This window comes from Vibrio sp. 2033, from assembly GCF_033339735.1.
Genome location: NZ_JAWOVC010000010.1, coordinates 26,314 through 45,891, shown reverse-complemented (window position 1 = coordinate 45,891; position 19,578 = coordinate 26,314). Strand labels below are relative to the sequence as shown.

Here is a 19,578-nt window from a genome sequence, read left to right as displayed (position 1 = left end):
AGGAGATGCTGTATGCCAGAATCAAAGAAGAAAACGATAGGCATCCTAGCCATTGCCGGCGTGGAGCCATATCAGGAAAAACCTGGTGAAGAGTACATGTCACCAGAGCAGGTTGAACACTTTACGAAAATCTTAACAGCTTGGCGCGACCAGCTAAGAGCTGAAGTGGATCGTACTGTTCACCACATGCAGGACGAAGCAGCAAACTTCCCAGATCCAGTTGACCGCGCCTCTCAAGAGGAAGAGTTCAGCCTAGAACTGCGTAACCGTGACCGCGAACGCCGTTTGATCAAGAAGATTGAAAAGACTTTGGATAAAATCAAAGAAGACGATTTTGGCTTCTGTGAGTCTTGTGGCGTAGAGATTGGCGTTCGCCGTCTTGAAGCACGTCCAACCGCTGACCTTTGTATTGACTGTAAAACACTTGCAGAAATCAAAGAGAAGCAAATGCAAGGTTAATCACCCAGCATTATGATTGTTGAAGGGAGCTCAGGCTCCCTTTTTGTTTTGGCTATCTTCGCACCCTATTTGTTTACTAAATTCGAGATACACGCATGACACGCTATGTAGGTCGATTCGCCCCATCTCCTTCTGGTCCACTGCATTTTGGTTCACTGATTGCCGCTCTTGGCAGTTATTTTCAAGCGAAAGCACAAAACGGAGCTTGGTTAGTACGTATTGAGGACTTAGACCCACCAAGAGAAATGCCAGGTGCAGCGCAACTTATCCTAGAGGCACTCAAGGCCTATCAGCTGCATTGGGATGGAGAAGTGGTATACCAGAGCGAACGTCACGACCTTTACCAAGCTCAAATAAACAAATGGCTCGAAAATGGGGAAGCCTATTATTGCCAATGTACTCGTAAGCAAATTAAAGAGCATGGCGGTTTTTATCCTGGCACTTGCCGCGATAAAAACTTGAAAGACGGCGCGATTCGCCTAAAAATGACCAAGCCTGTCGCTCATTTCCTCGACCAAAAGCGGGGAACCATTACTATTCCAGAGCAACTCGTTAATGAAGATTTCATTATTAAACGTCGAGATGGATTATTTGCTTATAATCTTGCGGTAGTATTGGACGACATCGACCAAGGCGTCACAGAAGTCGTGCGAGGTGCAGACTTAATCGAGCCGACAGGGCGTCAAATTAGCCTGTACCAAATACTTGGTCAGCCTGAAGTTAGCTACTTGCATTTACCATTGGCGATGGACAACAACGGCAATAAATTGTCGAAACAAAATCACGCGACGGCTATTGATATAGATACACCAAAACCTACTCTATTGCGCGCCATGACATTTTTAGGTTTCGAGATACCTGAAACCGTAAGGGCGGCCAACATAGAAGATATTCTTCGTTGGGGCTGCGAAAACTGGTGCTTGGAACAGCTTCCAGCAGAGATCGAGATCACACCGTGATTCTCAAATGGCATTGTGTAGGCTATCATTAGCCGCAAATTAGGCCCTAGAGGCGTATAAAACTAACCAAAGCAAGATTGGATTAAACCCAGTTATTGCCAGATGCACATGAATACAAACGACTATACACCAAGCGAACCTGCCACAATTCCAGAGCTCGCTCTCAATGTAATAACTCGTGAAGAGCACAACATTTCGCGTAAGCAGATCAGTGATAATGCGCTGAAGGTACTGTACCGCCTAAATGGTGCTGGTTTCGATGCTTTTCTTGTGGGTGGCGGGGTTCGAGACTTACTGCTTGGACAAAAACCAAAAGATTTTGACATTGCGACCAACGCAACGCCGGAACAGATCAAACAGCTATTTCGTAACTGCCGTTTGATTGGTCGCCGCTTCCGCTTGGCTCATATTATGTTTGGCCGAGACATCATTGAGGTTGCGACATTCCGTGGTCACCACCAAGAGCAAAAGAATAAGAGCATTTCTCAGCAATCAAAAGAGGGTATGCTGCTGCGTGACAACGTCTACGGCACCATCGATGAAGATGCTGAGCGCCGTGATTTCACGATTAACTCGATGTACTACAACATCGCAGATTACTCGATTCACGACTACGCACGTGGTATTGAAGATTTAGAAGATCGCCTAATTCGACTGATTGGTGATCCAGAAACACGCTACCGTGAAGACCCTGTGCGCATGCTGCGTGCGGTTCGTTTCGCGGTAAAACTAGACTTTGATATTGAAGAAGACACCGCAGCGCCAATCGAACACATGGCACCGTTGCTCGGTGACATTCCGTCAGCGCGTCTTTTTGAAGAGTCACTCAAATTATTGCAATCCGGTCATGGCTTAGAAACCTACCACCTACTGCGTGAGTACAACCTATTCCAGCAACTATTCCCGACGATTGCAGCGCACTTTACAGAAGATTACTCCTCTCACACTGAGCAGATGTTGGATCTTGTCCTAGATTCTACCGACATGCGCATCGAAGATGGGAAACGCATCAATCCAGCATTTATGTTTGCTGCAATGCTGTGGTACCCACTGTGTGCGAAAGCCGATGAACTGATGGAAGAGCGCAACTTAGGCCATTACGACGCCATTATGGAAGCGAGCAACATCATTCTTGACGAGCAAGTTCGCACAATTGCCATTCCAAGACGCCACACCGCAACCATTCGCGAGATTTGGCAGTTACAGCTTCGTCTTCCACGACGTAACGGTAAACGTGCATTCCGTCTTATGGAGCTCAATAAATTTAGAGCTGGCTTTGATTTTCTTGAAATGCGCGGTGAAATTGAAGGTGGTGACACTCAGAAGCTTGCCAAGTGGTGGGAAACTTTTCAAAATGCAGGCCGAGAAATGCGTCAAGCAATGGCTGCCGACTTAGACGGTCAATCACCGAAAACAGGCCAACGCCGCCGTAAAACTTATCGCAAGAAAAAGAGTAAGCCCAAATCATGATTACAGCGTACATTGCGGTAGGCAGTAACTTGGCTGATCCTGTCAGCCAAGCGAAGCAAGCGATTGAAGCATTAAAAACGCTGCCTAAATCAGAGTTTGTTCAAGCTTCTTCGCTATACAGCAGCACGCCAATGGGGCCACAAAACCAACCGGATTACATCAATGCGGTTGTGTCTATTAACACCAGTTTGACGCCTATTGAATTGCTCAATTGCACACAAGCTATAGAGCAAGAACAAGGGCGTGTCCGTAAAGACGAACGCTGGGGACCAAGAACCTTGGACCTCGACATTGTGCTTTATGGCAATGAGGTGATTAATTCCGAGAGGCTGATCGTTCCTCATTATGGAATGAAAGAGCGTGAATTCGTACTCTACCCTCTTGCGGAAATTGCACCAAGTTTACAACTCCCTGATGGGACCGAGGTCTCTAAACTACTGGAACAAGTAGATAGAAACGGCCTCAGTATCTGGCAGTCATAGCCAACTCCTAGTAAGGATAAAACCATGAAAAAAATGACCATCAACGACCTAATCAAGTGGAAGCAAGAAGGTCGTAAATTTGCTACTTCAACCGCTTATGATGCGAGCTTTGCCCAACTGTTTGAAAGCCAAGAAATGCCAGTACTTCTTGTCGGTGATTCTCTAGGTATGGTTTTGCAAGGTCACAACGATACTCTGCCAGTAACGGTCGATGATATCGCTTACCATACTCGTTGCGTACGCGCTGGTAGCCCAAATTGTTTGTTGATGGCAGACATGCCATTCATGAGCTACACCACGCCAGAGCAAGCTTGCGAAAATGCGGCTAAACTGATGCGTGCTGGTGCCAATATGGTAAAAATTGAAGGTGGTGACTGGCTTGTCGACACGGTGAAAATGCTCACTGAACGATCAGTTCCAGTTTGTGCTCATCTTGGTTTAACTCCTCAAGCTGTTAATATTTTTGGTGGTTACAAAATCCAAGGTCGCGATCAAGAAAAAGCAGACCGCATGGTAAAAGACGCATTAGCGCTGCAAGAAGCAGGCGCTCAAATCGTCTTACTAGAATGCGTACCAGCTGAGCTTGCTGAACGTATTACGCAAGTGCTTGACGTTCCTGTTATCGGTATTGGTGCAGGTAACGTAACAGATGGTCAAATTCTCGTAATGCATGATATGTTTGGTATTTCTGCCAACTACATGCCGAAATTCTCCAAAAACTTTCTTGCTGAAACAGGTGATATGCGCAAAGCCGTTACTAAATACATTGAAGATGTAGCCAACGGTGTATTCCCAGACGACGCTCATACCATTGCCTAGAGGATAAATGCATGCAAACTTTTGCGGAAATCTCAGCAGTTCGTGAACACCTTAAAACCTTTAAACGTGAAGGTCGTAAAGTGGCGTTTGTCCCTACCATGGGCAACCTTCACGAAGGCCACTTAACTTTAGTGCGTAAAGCACGCGAATACGCTGATATCGTTGTCGTAAGCATCTTTGTTAATCCGATGCAGTTTGATCGTGCAGACGATTTAAATAATTACCCACGCACGCTAGAGGAAGACTTAAGCAAGTTAACCTCTGAAGGGGTCGATGTGGTATTTACGCCAACACCAGAAGTTATCTACCCAGAAGGTCTGGATAAGCAAACCTTCGTCGATGTCCCTGGCCTATCAACAATTCTCGAAGGCGCGTCTCGACCAGGTCATTTCCGTGGCGTGACGACGATTGTGAATAAGCTGTTTAACATCGTACAACCGGATGTCGCGTGCTTCGGCGAGAAGGACTTCCAACAACTTGCGGTTATCCGCAAGATGGTTGATGACCTAGCAATGGACATTGAAATCATCGGTGTACCAACCGTACGTGAAATGGACGGTTTAGCAATGAGTTCACGCAATGGCTTGCTTACGCTGGACGAGCGTCAACGTGCTCCTGTACTTGCTCGTACAATGCGTTGGATCAGTAGTGCCATTCGCGGTGGCCGCGATGACTACGCATCGATCATCGAAGATGCAAGCGACCAACTTCGAGCTGCAGGTCTGCACCCTGATGAGATCTTCATTCGTGATGCTCGTACATTACAAGTGATCACACCAGAAACGACACAAGCTGTCATTCTGATGTCTGCGTTCCTAGGCAAGGCTCGTCTTATCGATAACCAAACGGTAGATATGGTTGTCGAAGCGAAGGAAGAAGCTGAATCTAACAATACAAACTCAGAGAGCGCAGAGTAAGCTCTGAGTCATAAAAGTAAAAAGGTCGACTCTTAAGTCGACCTTTTTTATACTCTACGTATAGACGCAATCTAACCCTTCAGGGCGAGTTTTAAACCGCTTGTGCAGCCACATCCACGCTGGAATATCACGTTTTATCATTTTCTCAAGCTCTTGGTTCAAGATGCTTGCCGCTTTAACCGCATTACGTCTCTCGAAACACTCGCTAATGTCTTTTCCAATGTACAGCGTGTAATGGTGATTTTTACTCACTGTAACGCCAGATATAACCGCGCACTTTGTTGCATCAATGAGAACACTAGACCCGACGGTACTCGCCGCTTGTTCAACAGCAAAAAACGGCGCAAAAACAGAATGGTTAACGCCATAATCATGGTCGGGCAAATACCAAAGTCGATGACCACTCTTCAGAACTTTGATCATTGATTTCACGTCTTTTCGATCAATCATTTGATGTCCAAAACGAGTTCGACCTCGATGTTGAATAAACTCATAAGCAGGATTCGAATTTGGGCGATAAACGCCATAACCTTGGGCAAACCGGCTAAAAATACGAGCGGTTATCTCCAAGTTTAAATGGTGACTGCACACCACCAACACACCACGTCCATTCTTTTCCTCAGCGAGTAAACGATCTTTTCCAACAATAGAGGTTATCCGACGTATCCGCCAATCTGGCCAAAACCAGGCGATACCGGTTTCGATGATCGCCATTCCAGTATATTGAAAGTTTTTTCGTACTACGTCCTTACATTGCCAATCCGTAAAATCAGGGAAACACAGCTGGAGATTACGCAGAGCGATCTTGTGTCGGCGCTTCATTACATGCATCGCAATACAGCCGATGCTTCTACCTAAGATTCGTAATACTACGTATGGCAGTACATTAACAAGAATCGCTAAAGATCCAAATGCCAGCCATACAGACCAATATTTGGGCTTAAGTAATTGATAGGAGAAAGGCGGCGGCGGGACAATATTCATAGGATCACTCATTTATTACAAATGATTGAAACCTACCATGATAAAAACCGAAAAATTGTATGGGTATGTATTGTTATGCACGCGAAAGAGCAGCATGAGTCGCTGCTCTTTGCTTTATGAGAATGGCTTAGCTTCTTAGGCCAATCCCTTTGGTTACTAGGTAATGCGCAATGGCATACAGTGCAACAACAAACACTGCAAGTACACTAAATGAAGTGACAATGCCCACATCCGAGACACCTAAAAAGCCGTAGCGGAACGCATTCACCATGTAGACGATTGGGTTGATCTTAGAAACGCCTTGCCAAAATTCAGGCAGAAGACTAATCGAATAAAAGACACCTCCCAAGTAAGTTAGAGGAGTCAATACAAACGTAGGGATGATCGAAATATCGTCAAACGTTTTTGCGTAAACCGCATTGATCAAGCCACCGAGAGCAAATACCACCGACGTCATGAAGACAGTCGCGACAATAATGCCCCAGTGCTCCACTTGCAAATCAACGAACAAAAGTGACACACAAGTAACAATTGCACCGACCAACAAACCTCGAGTCACGCCGCCCATCACGTAGCCAGCAATAATCACATAGTTTGGTACCGGTGCCACCAGCAGTTCTTCAATGTTCTTCTGTAGCTTTGCACTAAAGAATGACGACGCCACGTTCGAGTATGAGTTAGTGATCACCGACATCATTATCAAACCTGGAACAATGTACTCCATGTAACTAAAGCCGCTCATCTCACCAATTCGAGAGCCAATAAGATTGCCGAAAATGATGAAGTACAACGTCATCGTAATGGCTGGCGGCACTAAGGTTTGCACCCAAATACGTGTAAAACGAGTGACTTCTTTGCTCAGCAAGCTGCGAAATGCCGTCCAATATAAACCGTACATTTAATTACTCCCCTCTCTTACAATGCTGACAAACAACTCTTCAAGTCGGTTGGCTTTGTTACGCATTGAGAGAACTTTAATGCCATGCTCGGTTAACTGACTGAATACCGAATTCAATCCTTGGCTTTTATCTAGTTCTATCTCTAAAGAGCCATCAACAATACTTTGTCGATTAACACCTTCAAGCTCAGGCACCTCGACTTCTGACTCAATATCCAAGATAAATGTCTCGACGCTTAGCTTACCTAGTAACGCCTTCATGGTGGTATTTTCAATCAGCTCACCACGATTAATAATGCCGATATTTCGACACAGCATCTCCGCTTCTTCTAGGTAGTGTGTCGTTAAAATAATCGTAATTCCTTGCTCTTGGTTGATCTCTTTCAGAAACCCCCACATTGAGCGGCGTAGTTCAATATCCACTCCAGCCGTTGGTTCATCTAAAATGAGTAATTGCGGCTCGTGCATCAAAGCTCTTGCGATCATTAAACGACGCTTCATCCCACCGGATAGGTTACGAGCACGCTCTTGGCGTTTTTCCCATAAATCCAATTTTTTCAGGTATTTTTCTGCTCTTTCTTTGGCTAATACTTTAGACACACCGTAATAGCCAGCTTGCTGCATCACAATTTGCTCAACGGTTTCAAACTGGTTGAAGTTGAACTCCTGTGGCACCAAGCCTAAATTCTGCTTGGCCAATTCGAGGTCGGTATCAATGTCATAACCGAAAACTTTCGTCGTTCCGGAGGTTTTATTCACTAAGGAGGAAATGATGCCAATCGTGGTCGATTTTCCTGCACCATTGGGACCCAGAAGCGCGTAGAAGTCACCCTTTTTCACTTGGAGACTTATACCTTTTAACGCCTCAAAGCCACCTGCATACGTCTTGCGCAGTTGTTCAATTTCTAATGCGTACATAAGGTCTTGATTGCCGTTTGTTTGTGATTACTAATACCGACTTATATTTAGCAGCGGTTTACTACAAAATCGCCTTGGGTATCGTATTGGAGGTCCATCAGTTTATCGTTGAATAACGATGATTACAAATAAACCTTTCGATAATATTGGAAATATAACCCTTGCCTCGTAAAGGTTATCTCTGAGTAAGACAAAATAGAGCATAAAAAAACGCAACAGGACACTGTTGCGTTTTTAACTGTCAGAATGATTACGCCGTTATGCGCTGATACTGGTCTGCCTCAACATGTGCCACCGCCGCATTCAATGCTTCGTAACGGAATTGGTACATATTTTCATCAGGCACAAGGTCAATCACATGGAATTTCTCTAGCTGTTCTCGTGTTCGCTCATTCGGGCATAATAAATACACGGCACAATTGGCATCGAGAGCATCCTTAATCGCATTCTCTAACGCCAAACCGACGGTTACATCAATCATTGGTACATCCGTAAGATCGAGAATCATCACGTCATAGTCCGAAATACTAGAGTGCTGACGTGAAATGGCTTTAGAAACACTAAAGATCATCGGACCGGAAAGATAAAAGAACAGCACTTTACCATTAGCACGATCCAACAAACCACGCTCGCTGTCAGTCAGCGGCACATCATCTTCATCCGCGTCGCTGATCGCTTTTACTTGTCGCGCCTGCTCTCGGCTCAAACGCTCGATGATGATAATGTTCGAGATAAAGACGCCTAAACCCACCGCAACGATAAGATCAACGAATACTGTAAGCAACATAACGCCATACATCACCGCCATTCCGGAAAAACTTACCTTATGTGCCCTCTGAATAAAGCTCCAGTCTAGGATGTTAAAGCCAACATACACCGCAATGCCTGCTAACACAGCCATCGGGATTGGCTCTGTTAACCCGCCAGCAACCAGTACAACCAACGCCAACATTAGTGCACGAATCACACCAGATAATGGCGAACGAGCCCCAACTTGGATATTCGTTACCGTCCCCATGGTAGCCCCCGCCCCCGGCAGCGCACCAAACAAGCCTGAGATCATGTTAGCTAACCCTTGACCTCGCAGCTCTTTATCTGAGTCGTGTTCTTTACGAGTTAATGAGTCACCGATAACTGCCGTTAACAAAGTATCAATACAACCTAATGTGCCTAGCACTAATGCATCAATGACCATCTCGACAAACATATCTGTGTCAATGTATGGTGCGACGAGAGAAGGTAACCCAGCAGGAATTTCACCGATACGACGAATATCTTCTGTATCAAAGAGAATCACAGACAATAAAGTCACCGCGACCAATGCCACGAGCTGTGCAGGAACGTATTTACGATATTGCTTAGGGAAGAAAAAAAGAATCCCCAAAGTCAGTAGTCCCAAAAACAACTCACTGAACTTAAGGTTAGAAATGGTCTCCGGCAAAGCAGATAACGTTCCGAGTACTCCCCCTGAAGGCGCAGCATGCCCCATCAAAGGCGATAACTGCAGAATGATAAGAATCACACCTATGCCAGACATAAACCCAGAAATAACGCTGTAAGGCATCAAGGTAACGTATTTACCCAGTTTTAACGTCCCCAATAGGATTTGGAACGCGCCAGCCATCATGACAACTGTGAAAGTCATAGCCATGCCCGTTTCTGGGTATTTCGCCATCATACTGGTTAATACTGCGGTCATGATTACCGTCATTGGCCCTGTCGGTTCTGATATTAACGTATTAGAACCACCAAATAACGAGGCAAACAAACCGACCATTATTGCCCCCCAAAGGCCGGCCTCAGCCCCGGCTCCGGATGCAACACCAAACGCTAACGCCAGAGGGAGAGAGATAATCGCCGTGGTTACCCCGCCAAACACATCCCCTTTGAAATTGATATCTTCAAAACGACTACCGAACACTGCTGATTTTCCCTGCATTCAATTTTAAAAAGTAAAATATCACTACTTTAACGAGCTAGGCGAAAATTTAAACCATAAATAGATTAAGGCTAAATTCACACCACAAATAGTTTCACCAGATTTTACTTTTTTCTTAATGAAAACTAGTCAGATGAGTCCTATCTGACGAATATTTAACGAGATCGAAATTGTAACATTGTGTATAGTTACAACACTGATCGCTTGCATGTGCACACAAACAGCGGCAGCGATTTTGTCTTTTAAGGGAAGTAGTTTGCAAAATGCCGGAAATAAAACAGTTATTTGAAAACAATTCGAAATGGTCTCAAGAGATCAAATCTGATCGACCTGAATACTTCGCAAAACTCGCAGAGGGTCAAAAGCCTGATTTTCTTTGGATTGGCTGCTCTGATAGCCGCGTCCCTGCCGAGCGACTAACCGGACTATACTCAGGTGAACTCTTTGTTCATCGGAATGTTGCAAACCAAGTTATCCATACTGATCTCAACTGTCTATCTGTCGTCCAGTACGCCGTAGACGTGCTTAAGGTTAAACACATCATTGTATGTGGACACTATGGATGTGGTGGCGTAAACGCAGCTATTGATAACCCTAAGCTAGGTCTTATTAATAATTGGCTGTTACATATCAGAGATATCTATTTCAAACACCGCACTTACCTAGATCAAATGCCGCAACAAGATCGAGCGGATAAACTAGGCGAGCTTAATGTTGCAGAGCAAGTGTACAACTTGGGTAACTCAACCATCCTGCAAAACGCTTGGGAGCGTGGACAAGATGTTGAAATTCATGGTGTGGTATACGGAATTGAAGATGGTCGCTTAGAGTACTTAGGCATTCGTTCTAACTCTAAGGAAACCGTAGAAGCGTCTTACCAGAAAGCTCTTTCGACGATTCTAAATACAGACAACAAGCTCCTTTGTCGCTAAGTCATATCTAAAAGTTGAACGAAAAACGCCCATCTTAGATGGGCGTTTTTTTATATTTTTAATGCTGAACTCAATAATTATTCTTGAGGTACAACTTTACCGATGTATGGTAAGTGGCGGTATTTCTGCGCGTAATCAATACCCACCCCAACGACAAACTCATCTGGGATTTCGAAACCAATCCAATCCACAGGAACATTCACTTCACGACGAGATGGTTTATCTAGGAGCGTACAAATCGCGATAGACTTCGGCTCACGCAGTGATAAGATCTCACGGATTTTATTTAGTGTGTTACCTGTATCAATGATGTCTTCAACAAGCAAAATGTCTTTGCCTTTGATGTCATCATCCAAATCTTTCAAGATACGAACGTCACGTGAGCTTTCCATCGTGTTGCCGTAGCTTGACGCTGTCATAAAATCAACTTGGTGAGTCAGTTCGATAGCACGTGCCAAGTCTGCCATAAATACAAATGAGCCACGCAATAAGCCTACCAACACAAGATCTTCACTACCTTGATAACGCTCTGTAATTTGTTTGCCTAATTCACGAACTCGCTCCTGAACTTCTTGCTCAGAAATCATGACTTCTATTGTATGTTTCATACTGTGCTCAATCTAAATTTGTGGGTTGAGGTAAGTCGCACGCAAACGATCACCTAATCTTACGGCGTGTAGTGTATCACCACGTTCATTGGGTTGAAAGTCGCATCCTGTTGCCAAAAAATCTTGGAAGAAGGTCTTAGTTTTATAAAGTTCATAGCTAAATTTATCAATAATAATGACATTACTGTATATAAATTGTTCTACAGATGTTGACCTTGTGCATATGCACCATTACACTCATCACTGCTTTAAGCAACTATTAAAATAATCAATTAGGGGGTTACCCCCAATATCAACTCAAATGGCAAGGAAAATGGATATGGACTCAATTGCAAAGAGACCTAGAACTAGGCTTTCTCCAATTAAGCGTAAGCAACAGTTAATGGAAATCGCATTGGAAGTATTTGCGCGCCGCGGCATCGGTCGTGGTGGTCACGCAGATATCGCAGAAATTGCTCAAGTTTCTGTGGCGACTGTTTTTAACTACTTCCCTACACGCGAAGACTTGGTGGATGAAGTTCTCAATCACGTCGTACGTCAGTTCTCAAACTTCCTATCGGATAACATAGACCTAGACTTACATGCACGTGAAAACATCGCCAATATTACTAATGCGATGATCGAGCTTGTCAGCCAAGACTGTCACTGGCTAAAAGTATGGTTCGAGTGGAGTGCTTCAACACGTGATGAAGTATGGCCATTGTTTGTTTCAACTAACCGTACTAACCAGTTGCTGGTACAAAACATGTTCATTAAAGCAATTGAACGCGGTGAGGTGTGTGACCAGCACGATTCAGAACACTTGGCAAACCTGTTCCACGGTATTTGTTACTCACTGTTTGTCCAAGCGAACCGCGCTAAAGGTGAAGCGGAACTGAAACATCTAGTGAATTCATACTTAGATATGCTTTGCATTTACAACCGTGAACACTAAAGCTTAACTAGTAATATATGTCAGCCCACCGTTTGGTGGGCTTTTTATTGTCTGCTGTCAGCTAAGCACACATTTATATTCCTATGTAACAAGCATAAAAAAACCGCTGCAATGCAGCGGCTTCTATCATTCAGTCAGAAAAAGCTTACTTCTTCTTAACTGCTTTTTTGTTTGGCAGGTCAGTGATTGAACCTTCAAATACTTCAGCAGCTAGACCTACAGACTCGTGTAGAGTTGGGTGAGCGTGGATAGTCAGAGCGATATCTTCTGCATCACAGCCCATCTCAATTGCAAGGCCGATTTCACCAAGTAGTTCACCACCGTTAGTACCAACGATAGCACCACCGATTACGCGGTGAGTTTCTTTGTCGAAGATTAGCTTAGTCATACCGTCTGCACAGTCAGATGCGATTGCACGACCTGATGCTGCCCATGGGAATGTTGCTACTTCGTACTTGATGCCTTCTTCTTTCGCTTCTTTTTCAGTCTTACCAACCCAAGCCACTTCTGGCTCAGTGTACGCAATTGAAGGGATAACTTTAGGGTCAAAGTAGTGCTTCTTACCAGAGATAACTTCAGCAGCTACGTGACCTTCATGCACACCTTTGTGAGCAAGCATTGGTTGACCAACGATATCACCGATCGCGAAGATGTGAGGAACGTTAGTACGCATTTGCTTATCAACGTTGATGAAGCCGCGCTCGTCAATTTCTAGACCCGCTTTTTCACCGTCGATTAGCTTACCATTTGGTACACGACCGATAGCAACTAGAACCGCATCGTAACGCTCAGCTTCAGCTGGCGCTTTCTTGCCTTCCATTGAAACGTAGATACCGTCTTCTTTTGCTTCAACTGCTGTTACTTTCGTTTCTAGCATTAGCTTGAACTTGTCTTTGATACGCTTAGTAAATACTTTCACGATATCTTTGTCTGCTGCAGGAATTACCTGGTCAAACATTTCAACAACTTCAACTTTAGAACCTAGAGAGTGGTAAACCGTACCCATTTCTAGACCGATGATACCACCGCCCATGATAAGCAGTTTTTCTGGCACTTCTTTTAGTTCTAGAGCGTCAGTAGAGTCCCAAATACGTGGGTCTTCATGCGGGATAAATGGCAGTTTGATTGGACGAGAACCAGCCGCAACGATTGCGTTGTCAAAGTTAACAACTGTTGGCTCACCTTCGCCTTCTACAAGGATAGAGTTAGGGCCAGTGAACTTACCGTAACCGTTAACTACTGTTACGTTACGCATCTTAGCCATACCGCTTAGGCCGCCAGTTAGTTGGTTAACAACTTTTTCTTTCCAGATGCGGATTTTGCTGATGTCTGTTTGAGGCTCACCGAACACAACGCCGTGGTCAGCCATCGCTTTCGCTTCTTCAATTACTTTAGAAACGTGAAGCAGTGCTTTAGATGGGATACAACCCACGTTCAGACATACACCGCCAAGCGTGCTGTAACGTTCAACTAGTACAGTTTCAAGACCTAAGTCCGCACAACGGAATGCAGCGGAGTAACCAGCAGGACCAGAACCAAGTACAACAACTTGGGCTTTAATTTCTTTGCTCATTTTGACCTCTTGTAGTCATTATCCCTAACAGGCTGAGTGGGTATCGATTTTTTATGTTTAAGAGAGATTTGTTTTAAACAGTTATTTTCAGACCGCTAACAGTTTACAGAGATGTTAATGGTGTGAAAAGTAAATCAATTTAGCCTGTGAGCTAGACAACAATTCGATTGTGAAAACCCTGAACGAAGCAAGGCTGATAACCAAATTGTCGGTAATTATGATTAGCAGAGGCGGCTAAGTTGCCGCCTCTCATTCATCTAATTTCTATTACAGAACTAGACGACGAATGTCAGATAGACATGAGTTTAGGTAAGTGATGAAGCGCGCACCTTCAGCACCATCGATCACACGGTGGTCGTATGATAGAGACAGTGGAAGTTGTAGACGCGGTTCGAACTCTTTACCGTTCCATACCGGTTTCATTTCTGACTTAGACACACCTAGGATACCAACTTCGGGTGCGTTTACGATTGGAGTAAACGCTGTACCGCCGATACCGCCTAGGCTAGAGATAGTGAAACAGCCACCTTGCATGTCAGCCGCAGTTAGCTTACCAGCACGTGCTTTCTTAGAAACCGCCATTAGCTCTTCAGATAGCTCGTAGATGCCTTTCTTGTTCACGTCTTTAAATACAGGAACAACTAGACCGTTTGGTGTATCTACCGCGATACCAACATTCACGTATTTCTTCAGAATTAGGCTCTCACCGTCTTCTGATAGAGAAGAGTTGAACGCTGGGAACGCTTCAAGCGCTTTAGCTACCGCTTTCATGATGAACACAAGTGGTGTGATCTTCATGCCAGTGTCTTTCTTCGCTTCAATCGCGTTTTGCTCTTTACGGAATGCTTCAAGAGCCGTGATGTCTGCGTTATCCCACTGTGTAACGTGCGGGATCATTACCCAGTTACGGTGTAGGTTTGCGCCAGAGATCTTCTTAATGCGAGATAGCGGTTGAACTTCTGTCTCACCAAACTTGCTGAAGTCCACTTTTGGCCATGGTAGTAGACCAAGAGCCGCGCCGTCGCCTTTGCCAGATGCTGCTGCACCTGCGCCAGACTCAAGACGCTTAAGTGCATCTTTCACGTAAGCTTGAACGTCTTCTTTTAGGATACGGCTCTTACGACCAGAACCTTTAACCTTCGAAAGATTAACGCCAAATTCACGCGCTAGACGACGAACAACTGGAGACGCGTGAGCGTACTCATCGTTTTCTTTGAAATCGCCAGTCGCTGCTGGAGCTGCTGCCGCTGGAGCTTCTGCTTTAGGAGCTGCAGGTGCTGCCGCTTGAGCTGGAGCTGCTGCAGGAGCAGGTGTTGCGCCCGCCACTTCGAATACCATGATTAGTGAGCCAGTAGACACTTTGTCGCCAGCTGCAATCTTGATTTCTTTAACTGTGCCAGCGAATGGTGCAGGAACTTCCATAGAAGCTTTGTCACCTTCAACAGTGATTAGAGATTGCTCTTCTTCCACTGTGTCGCCAACCGCAACCATGATCTCAGTAACTTCAACTTCGTCGCCGCCGATATCTGGAACGTTCACTTCTTTTGCCGCAGACGCTGCTGGAGCTGCTGCCGCAGGAGCTTCAGCTGCCGCTGGTGCTGCTGGAGCGCCTGAACCTGCTGTTTCGAATACCATGATAAGTGAGCCAGTCGATACTTTATCGCCTGCTGCAACTTTGATCTCTTTTAGAGTACCTGCGAATGGCGCTGGAACTTCCATAGAAGCTTTGTCGCCTTCAACAGTTAGAAGAGATTGCTCTTCTTCGATGCTGTCGCCAACGGCAACCATGATTTCAGTAACTTCTACTTCATCACCACCGATGTCTGGTACGTGAACTTCTTTTAGTTCTGCCGCTGCTGCTGGAGCTGGAGCTGCTGCTGGAGCTGCTTCTGCCGCAGGAGCAGGTGCAGCGTCAGCTGCACCCTCGGCTTCGAAAATCATGATTAGAGAACCAGTAGAAACCTTGTCGCCTTCTGCAACTTTGATTTCTTTAACGATACCCGCTTGAGAAGCAGGAACTTCCATAGAAGCTTTATCGCCTTCAACTGTGATCAGAGACTGCTCTTCTTCAACCTTGTCGCCAACGCTTACAAGAATCTCAGTAACTTCAACCTCATCCGCACCGATGTCTGGTACATTAATTTCGATTGCCATTTCTTATCTACCTTCTTAATTAAGCGTATAGCGGGTTTGTTTTCTCTGTGTCGATGTCGAATTTCTTAATTGCTTCTGCAACTACAGATTTCTCAACTTCGCCACGTTTCGCTAGTTCAGTTAGCGCTGCTACTACTACGTAACCTGCGTTCACTTCGAAGTGACGACGTAGGTTTTCACGGCTGTCTGAACGACCGAAGCCATCAGTACCAAGAACTTTGAAAGACTCAGCAGGAATGTATGCACGAACCTGCTCTGCGTAGTTCTTCATGTAGTCAGTTGCTGCGATAGCAGGTTCAGTACCCATTACTGTTTGGATGTAAGGTACTTTCGCTTCCGCTTCTGGGTGAAGCATGTTGAAACGCTCTGCATCTTGGCCATCGCGAGTTAGTTCGTTGAATGACGTTACAGAGTAAACATCAGAAGCAACACCGTAATCTTCGCTTAGGATTTGAGCTGCTTTACGTACTTCATTCATGATAGTACCAGAGCTCATTAGCTGAACTTTCGCTTTGTCGCCCGTGTAAGTTTCTAGCTTGTAGATACCTTTACGGATGCCTTCTTCAGCGCCTTCTGGCATTGCTGGCATTGCGTAGTTTTCGTTCATTAGCGTTAGGTAGTAGAACACGTTTTCTTGTTCTGGACCGTACATGCGACGGATACCGTCTTGCATGATTACAGCTACTTCGTACGCGAACGTTGGGTCGTAAGAAATACAGTTAGGAACCGTACCCGCCAAAATGTGCGAGTGGCCGTCTTCGTGCTGTAGACCTTCACCGTTCAACGTTGTACGACCCGCAGTTGCACCTAGTAGGAAACCACGTGCTTGTTGGTCACCAGCCATCCACGCCATGTCGCCAACACGTTGGAAGCCGAACATTGAGTAGTAGATGTAGAACGGAATCATTGGTAGGTCGTTTGTCGAGTATGAAGTCGCAGCAGCAACCCATGAAGACATAGCACCTAGCTCGTTGATACCTTCTTGTAGAACCTGACCTGAAGTCGCTTCTTTGTAGTAAGAAACAACGCCACGGTCTTCTGGTGTGTATGTTTGGCCGTGCGGGTTGTAGATACCGATTTGACGGAACAGACCTTCCATACCGAATGTACGTGCTTCGTCAGCAATGATAGGAACGATGTTCTTACCAATGTTCTTGTTCTTAAGTAGAACGTTTAGTGCACGTACGAATGCCATAGTAGAAGAGATATCACGCTTCTGTTCTTCTAGTAGTGGCTTGAATTCTTCTAGCTCAGGAACGATGAATTCTTGAGTGAATTTTGGTAGACGCTGTGGCGTGTAGCCGTGTAGCGCTTTACGACGAGCGTGTAGGTATTCGTACTCTTTTGAACCTTCTTCAAGTTTCAGGTACGGAAGTTCTTTCACTGCTTCGTCAGTTAGGATGTCTTGAAGACCTAGACGATCACGTAGGTGTAGTACGTGAGTCATGTCCATCTTCTTAACTTGGTGCGCGATGTTCTTACCTTCAGCCGCTTCACCCATGCCGTAACCTTTAACAGTCTTAGCTAGGATTACTGTTGGACGACCTTTAGTTTCTGCCGCGTTTTTGTATGCCGCGTATAGCTTAGAAGACTCGTGACCACCACGCTTAAGTGCGAAGATTTCGTCATCAGTCATGTCAGCAACAAGTGCAGCTGTCTCTGGGTACTTACCAAAGAAGTGCTCACGTACGTACGCGCCATCTTTTGATTTGAATGTTTGGTAGTCGCCGTCGATCGTTTCATTCATAAGCTGTAGAAGCTTACCAGTCGTATCTTTAGCTAGTAGTGAATCCCAGTTGTTACCCCAGATTACTTTCACTACGTTCCAACCAGCACCTTTGAACAGACCTTCAAGTTCTTGAATGATCTTACCGTTACCCATTACAGGGCCATCTAGACGCTGTAGGTTACAGTTGATTAGGAAGCATAGGTTATCTAGTTTCTCACGCGCAGCAAAAGAGATAGCACCACGTGATTCTGGCTCATCCATCTCACCGTCACCTAGGAACGCGTAAACGCGCTGCTCTGAAGTATCTTTAAGACCACGGCCTTCTAGGTACTTAAGGAAACGAGCTTGGTAGATAGAAGCGATTGGACCTAGGCCCATCGATACTGTCGGGAACTGCCAGAATTCAGGCATCAGTTTAGGGTGCGGGTATGAAGGAATACCTTTGCCGTCTACTTCTTGACGGAAGTTGTCTAGCTGCTCTTCAGTTAGACGACCTTCAACGAATGCACGTGAGTAGATACCTGGTGAAATGTGACCTTGGTAGTAAACTAGGTCGCCACCATCCTTCTCGTTTGGTGCACGGAAGAAGTGGTTGAAACATGTCTCGTAGAACGCAGCAGAAGACTGGAAAGACGCCATGTGGCCGCCTAGCTCTAGGTCTTTCTTAGATGCACGTAGAACGATCATGATAGCGTTCCAACGAATAATTGAGCGAATACGACGCTCAAGTGTTGTGTCACCTGGGTATGCTGGTTCTTGGTCTGCAGGAATCGTGTTGATGTAGTTAGTTGTGATACCTGTTGGCATATCAACACCGTCTAGACGTGCTTTATCTAGAACTTGCTCTAATAGGAATTGAGCACGCTCTAGACCTTCTTCACGTACAACTGACTCAAGCGCTTGTAGCCATTCTTGAGTTTCCAGTGCATCTACGTCATGCTTCATATCAGACATGGCGATCTATCCTTCTGTTGGTTGGATCTACTTATTTAAGTAACGCTCTTACGAGTCATTACCCTGCTGAATTCGACGTAGAGAACGCTCTCGTCGAGACTCTTCTCGAGTCAAATCCAACAATGTTTCTTCGATGTAAGCCAAGTGCGAGTGGGACATTTCTCGCGCCTTTTCAGGCTGACCAGAAACAATCGCATCCACGATATTGGCTCGGTGTTTACTAACTTTCTCGACCGCTTCTGGGCGGCGACGTAGTAATTTAAAATTTTGTAGAATATTTTGCTCAAGCAAAGGTGCTAAGCTTCGAACAATGTGCAACAAAACCACGTTGTGCGCGGCCTCTGTCAAAGCGATCAAAAATTGCATTACTTCCGCAGATTCAGCTTCGATATCGTTGTTTGCTTGCTCTTGGCTAATGCGCTCAAGGCAACCTTGAATACGCGCAAAATCTTCTTCGGTACCACGTAAAGCTGCAAAGTAGGCTGAAATTCCTTCCATCGCATGACGAGACTCAAGCACATCAAGCTGGGTTTCAGAATGACTAGACAACAAATTCAACAAGGGATCTGAAAAGCTCTTCCAGATATTCTCACTTACGAATGTTCCGCCACCTTGGCGACGAGTCAACAAACGCTTCGCTTCCAAGCGTTGAATGGCTTCTCGGACTGAAGGACGAGACACATCGAACTGTTTTGCCAGTTCACGCTCTGGAGGCAGTTGTTGCCCCGGAGACAATGTTCCTTCCACTATCAACCTTTCTAACTCTTGTTCTATAACATCAGAGAGTTTTGGCTGACGAATCCTTTGATAAGCCATAATTTATTGTTCTTCTACTCTTGCAGGTAATTG

The 19,578-nt window shown here is 45.2% G+C and carries 17 protein-coding genes; 8 read left to right on the top strand and 9 right to left on the bottom strand.

Going from position 1 to position 19,578, the window contains the following annotated elements:
* Nucleotides 1–12 precede the first annotated feature (12 nt).
* From dksA to panC, 6 genes are all read left to right on the top strand, one after another.
* Complete coding sequence (dksA, locus tag R7P74_RS14220; RefSeq protein ID WP_005386584.1) at nt 13–459, top strand: RNA polymerase-binding protein DksA; 447 nt, start codon at nt 13–15, stop codon at nt 457–459.
* A 95-nt stretch (nt 460–554) separates the two neighbouring features.
* The gene (gene gluQRS / locus R7P74_RS14215) at nt 555–1,418 is read left to right on the top strand and encodes a tRNA glutamyl-Q(34) synthetase GluQRS (protein ID WP_213886702.1); all 864 of its coding nucleotides are present in this window, start codon (nt 555–557) and stop codon (nt 1,416–1,418) included.
* Nucleotides 1,419–1,520: 102 nt separating this feature from the next.
* Complete coding sequence (gene pcnB, locus R7P74_RS14210; protein WP_005386589.1) at nt 1,521–2,888, top strand: polynucleotide adenylyltransferase PcnB; 1,368 nt, start codon at nt 1,521–1,523, stop codon at nt 2,886–2,888.
* Complete coding sequence (folK, locus tag R7P74_RS14205; RefSeq protein WP_005380007.1) at nt 2,885–3,370, top strand: 2-amino-4-hydroxy-6-hydroxymethyldihydropteridine diphosphokinase; 486 nt, start codon at nt 2,885–2,887, stop codon at nt 3,368–3,370. The genes pcnB and folK overlap by 4 nt, the downstream gene beginning before the upstream one ends.
* A 24-nt stretch (nt 3,371–3,394) precedes the next feature.
* Nucleotides 3,395–4,189 (top strand): 3-methyl-2-oxobutanoate hydroxymethyltransferase, encoded by a 795-nt coding sequence (panB, locus tag R7P74_RS14200; protein ID WP_005386592.1) that lies wholly within the window; start codon nt 3,395–3,397, stop codon nt 4,187–4,189.
* Nucleotides 4,190–4,200: 11 nt separating this feature from the next.
* Nucleotides 4,201–5,106 (top strand): pantoate--beta-alanine ligase, encoded by a 906-nt coding sequence (gene panC, locus R7P74_RS14195; protein WP_005380005.1) that lies wholly within the window; start codon nt 4,201–4,203, stop codon nt 5,104–5,106.
* 54 nt (nt 5,107–5,160) lie between these two features.
* Here panC and R7P74_RS14190 read toward each other — a convergent pair whose 3' ends face one another.
* The 4 genes from R7P74_RS14190 to R7P74_RS14175 form a co-directional block, all read right to left on the bottom strand.
* Entirely contained in the window at nt 5,161–6,090 is a 930-nt protein-coding gene (locus tag R7P74_RS14190) for a Kdo(2)-lipid IV(A) acyltransferase (protein WP_213871669.1), read from the bottom strand.
* A gap of 127 nt (nt 6,091–6,217) precedes the next feature.
* On the bottom strand, nt 6,218–6,988 hold the full coding sequence (locus R7P74_RS14185) for an ABC transporter permease (protein ID WP_005386598.1): 771 nt from the start codon (nt 6,986–6,988) through the stop codon (nt 6,218–6,220).
* The gene (locus R7P74_RS14180) at nt 6,989–7,906 is read right to left on the bottom strand and encodes an ABC transporter ATP-binding protein (RefSeq protein ID WP_005380000.1); all 918 of its coding nucleotides are present in this window, start codon (nt 7,904–7,906) and stop codon (nt 6,989–6,991) included.
* A 250-nt stretch (nt 7,907–8,156) separates the two neighbouring features.
* A complete protein-coding gene (locus R7P74_RS14175) occupies nt 8,157–9,827 on the bottom strand; it encodes a SulP family inorganic anion transporter (protein ID WP_005379997.1) in 1,671 nt (556 codons plus the stop codon).
* Nucleotides 9,828–10,108: 281 nt separating this feature from the next.
* Between R7P74_RS14175 and can the strand changes: the two genes are divergently transcribed.
* Entirely contained in the window at nt 10,109–10,777 is a 669-nt protein-coding gene (gene can, locus R7P74_RS14170; RefSeq protein WP_005379996.1) for a carbonate dehydratase, read from the top strand.
* Between the two features lie 77 nt (nt 10,778–10,854).
* Here can and hpt read toward each other — a convergent pair whose 3' ends face one another.
* Nucleotides 10,855–11,385, bottom strand: a complete 531-nt coding sequence (gene hpt / locus R7P74_RS14165) for a hypoxanthine phosphoribosyltransferase (protein WP_005379995.1) — start codon at nt 11,383–11,385, stop codon at nt 10,855–10,857.
* 319 nt (nt 11,386–11,704) lie between these two features.
* On the opposite strand from hpt, the gene opaR reads away from it, so the two are divergent.
* A complete protein-coding gene (gene opaR, locus R7P74_RS14160) occupies nt 11,705–12,319 on the top strand; it encodes a transcriptional regulator OpaR (RefSeq protein ID WP_005379994.1) in 615 nt (204 codons plus the stop codon).
* Nucleotides 12,320–12,464: 145 nt separating this feature from the next.
* Here opaR and lpdA read toward each other — a convergent pair whose 3' ends face one another.
* From lpdA to pdhR, 4 genes are all read right to left on the bottom strand, one after another.
* On the bottom strand, nt 12,465–13,892 hold the full coding sequence (gene lpdA, locus R7P74_RS14155; protein ID WP_005379993.1) for a dihydrolipoyl dehydrogenase: 1,428 nt from the start codon (nt 13,890–13,892) through the stop codon (nt 12,465–12,467).
* A gap of 267 nt (nt 13,893–14,159) precedes the next feature.
* On the bottom strand, nt 14,160–16,046 hold the full coding sequence (gene aceF, locus R7P74_RS14150) for a pyruvate dehydrogenase complex dihydrolipoyllysine-residue acetyltransferase (RefSeq protein ID WP_258478499.1): 1,887 nt from the start codon (nt 16,044–16,046) through the stop codon (nt 14,160–14,162).
* A gap of 19 nt (nt 16,047–16,065) precedes the next feature.
* The gene (aceE, locus tag R7P74_RS14145; protein WP_005386612.1) at nt 16,066–18,729 is read right to left on the bottom strand and encodes a pyruvate dehydrogenase (acetyl-transferring), homodimeric type; all 2,664 of its coding nucleotides are present in this window, start codon (nt 18,727–18,729) and stop codon (nt 16,066–16,068) included.
* 48 nt (nt 18,730–18,777) lie between these two features.
* The gene (gene pdhR / locus R7P74_RS14140; protein ID WP_005379989.1) at nt 18,778–19,545 is read right to left on the bottom strand and encodes a pyruvate dehydrogenase complex transcriptional repressor PdhR; all 768 of its coding nucleotides are present in this window, start codon (nt 19,543–19,545) and stop codon (nt 18,778–18,780) included.
* Nucleotides 19,546–19,578: the final 33 nt, after the last annotated feature.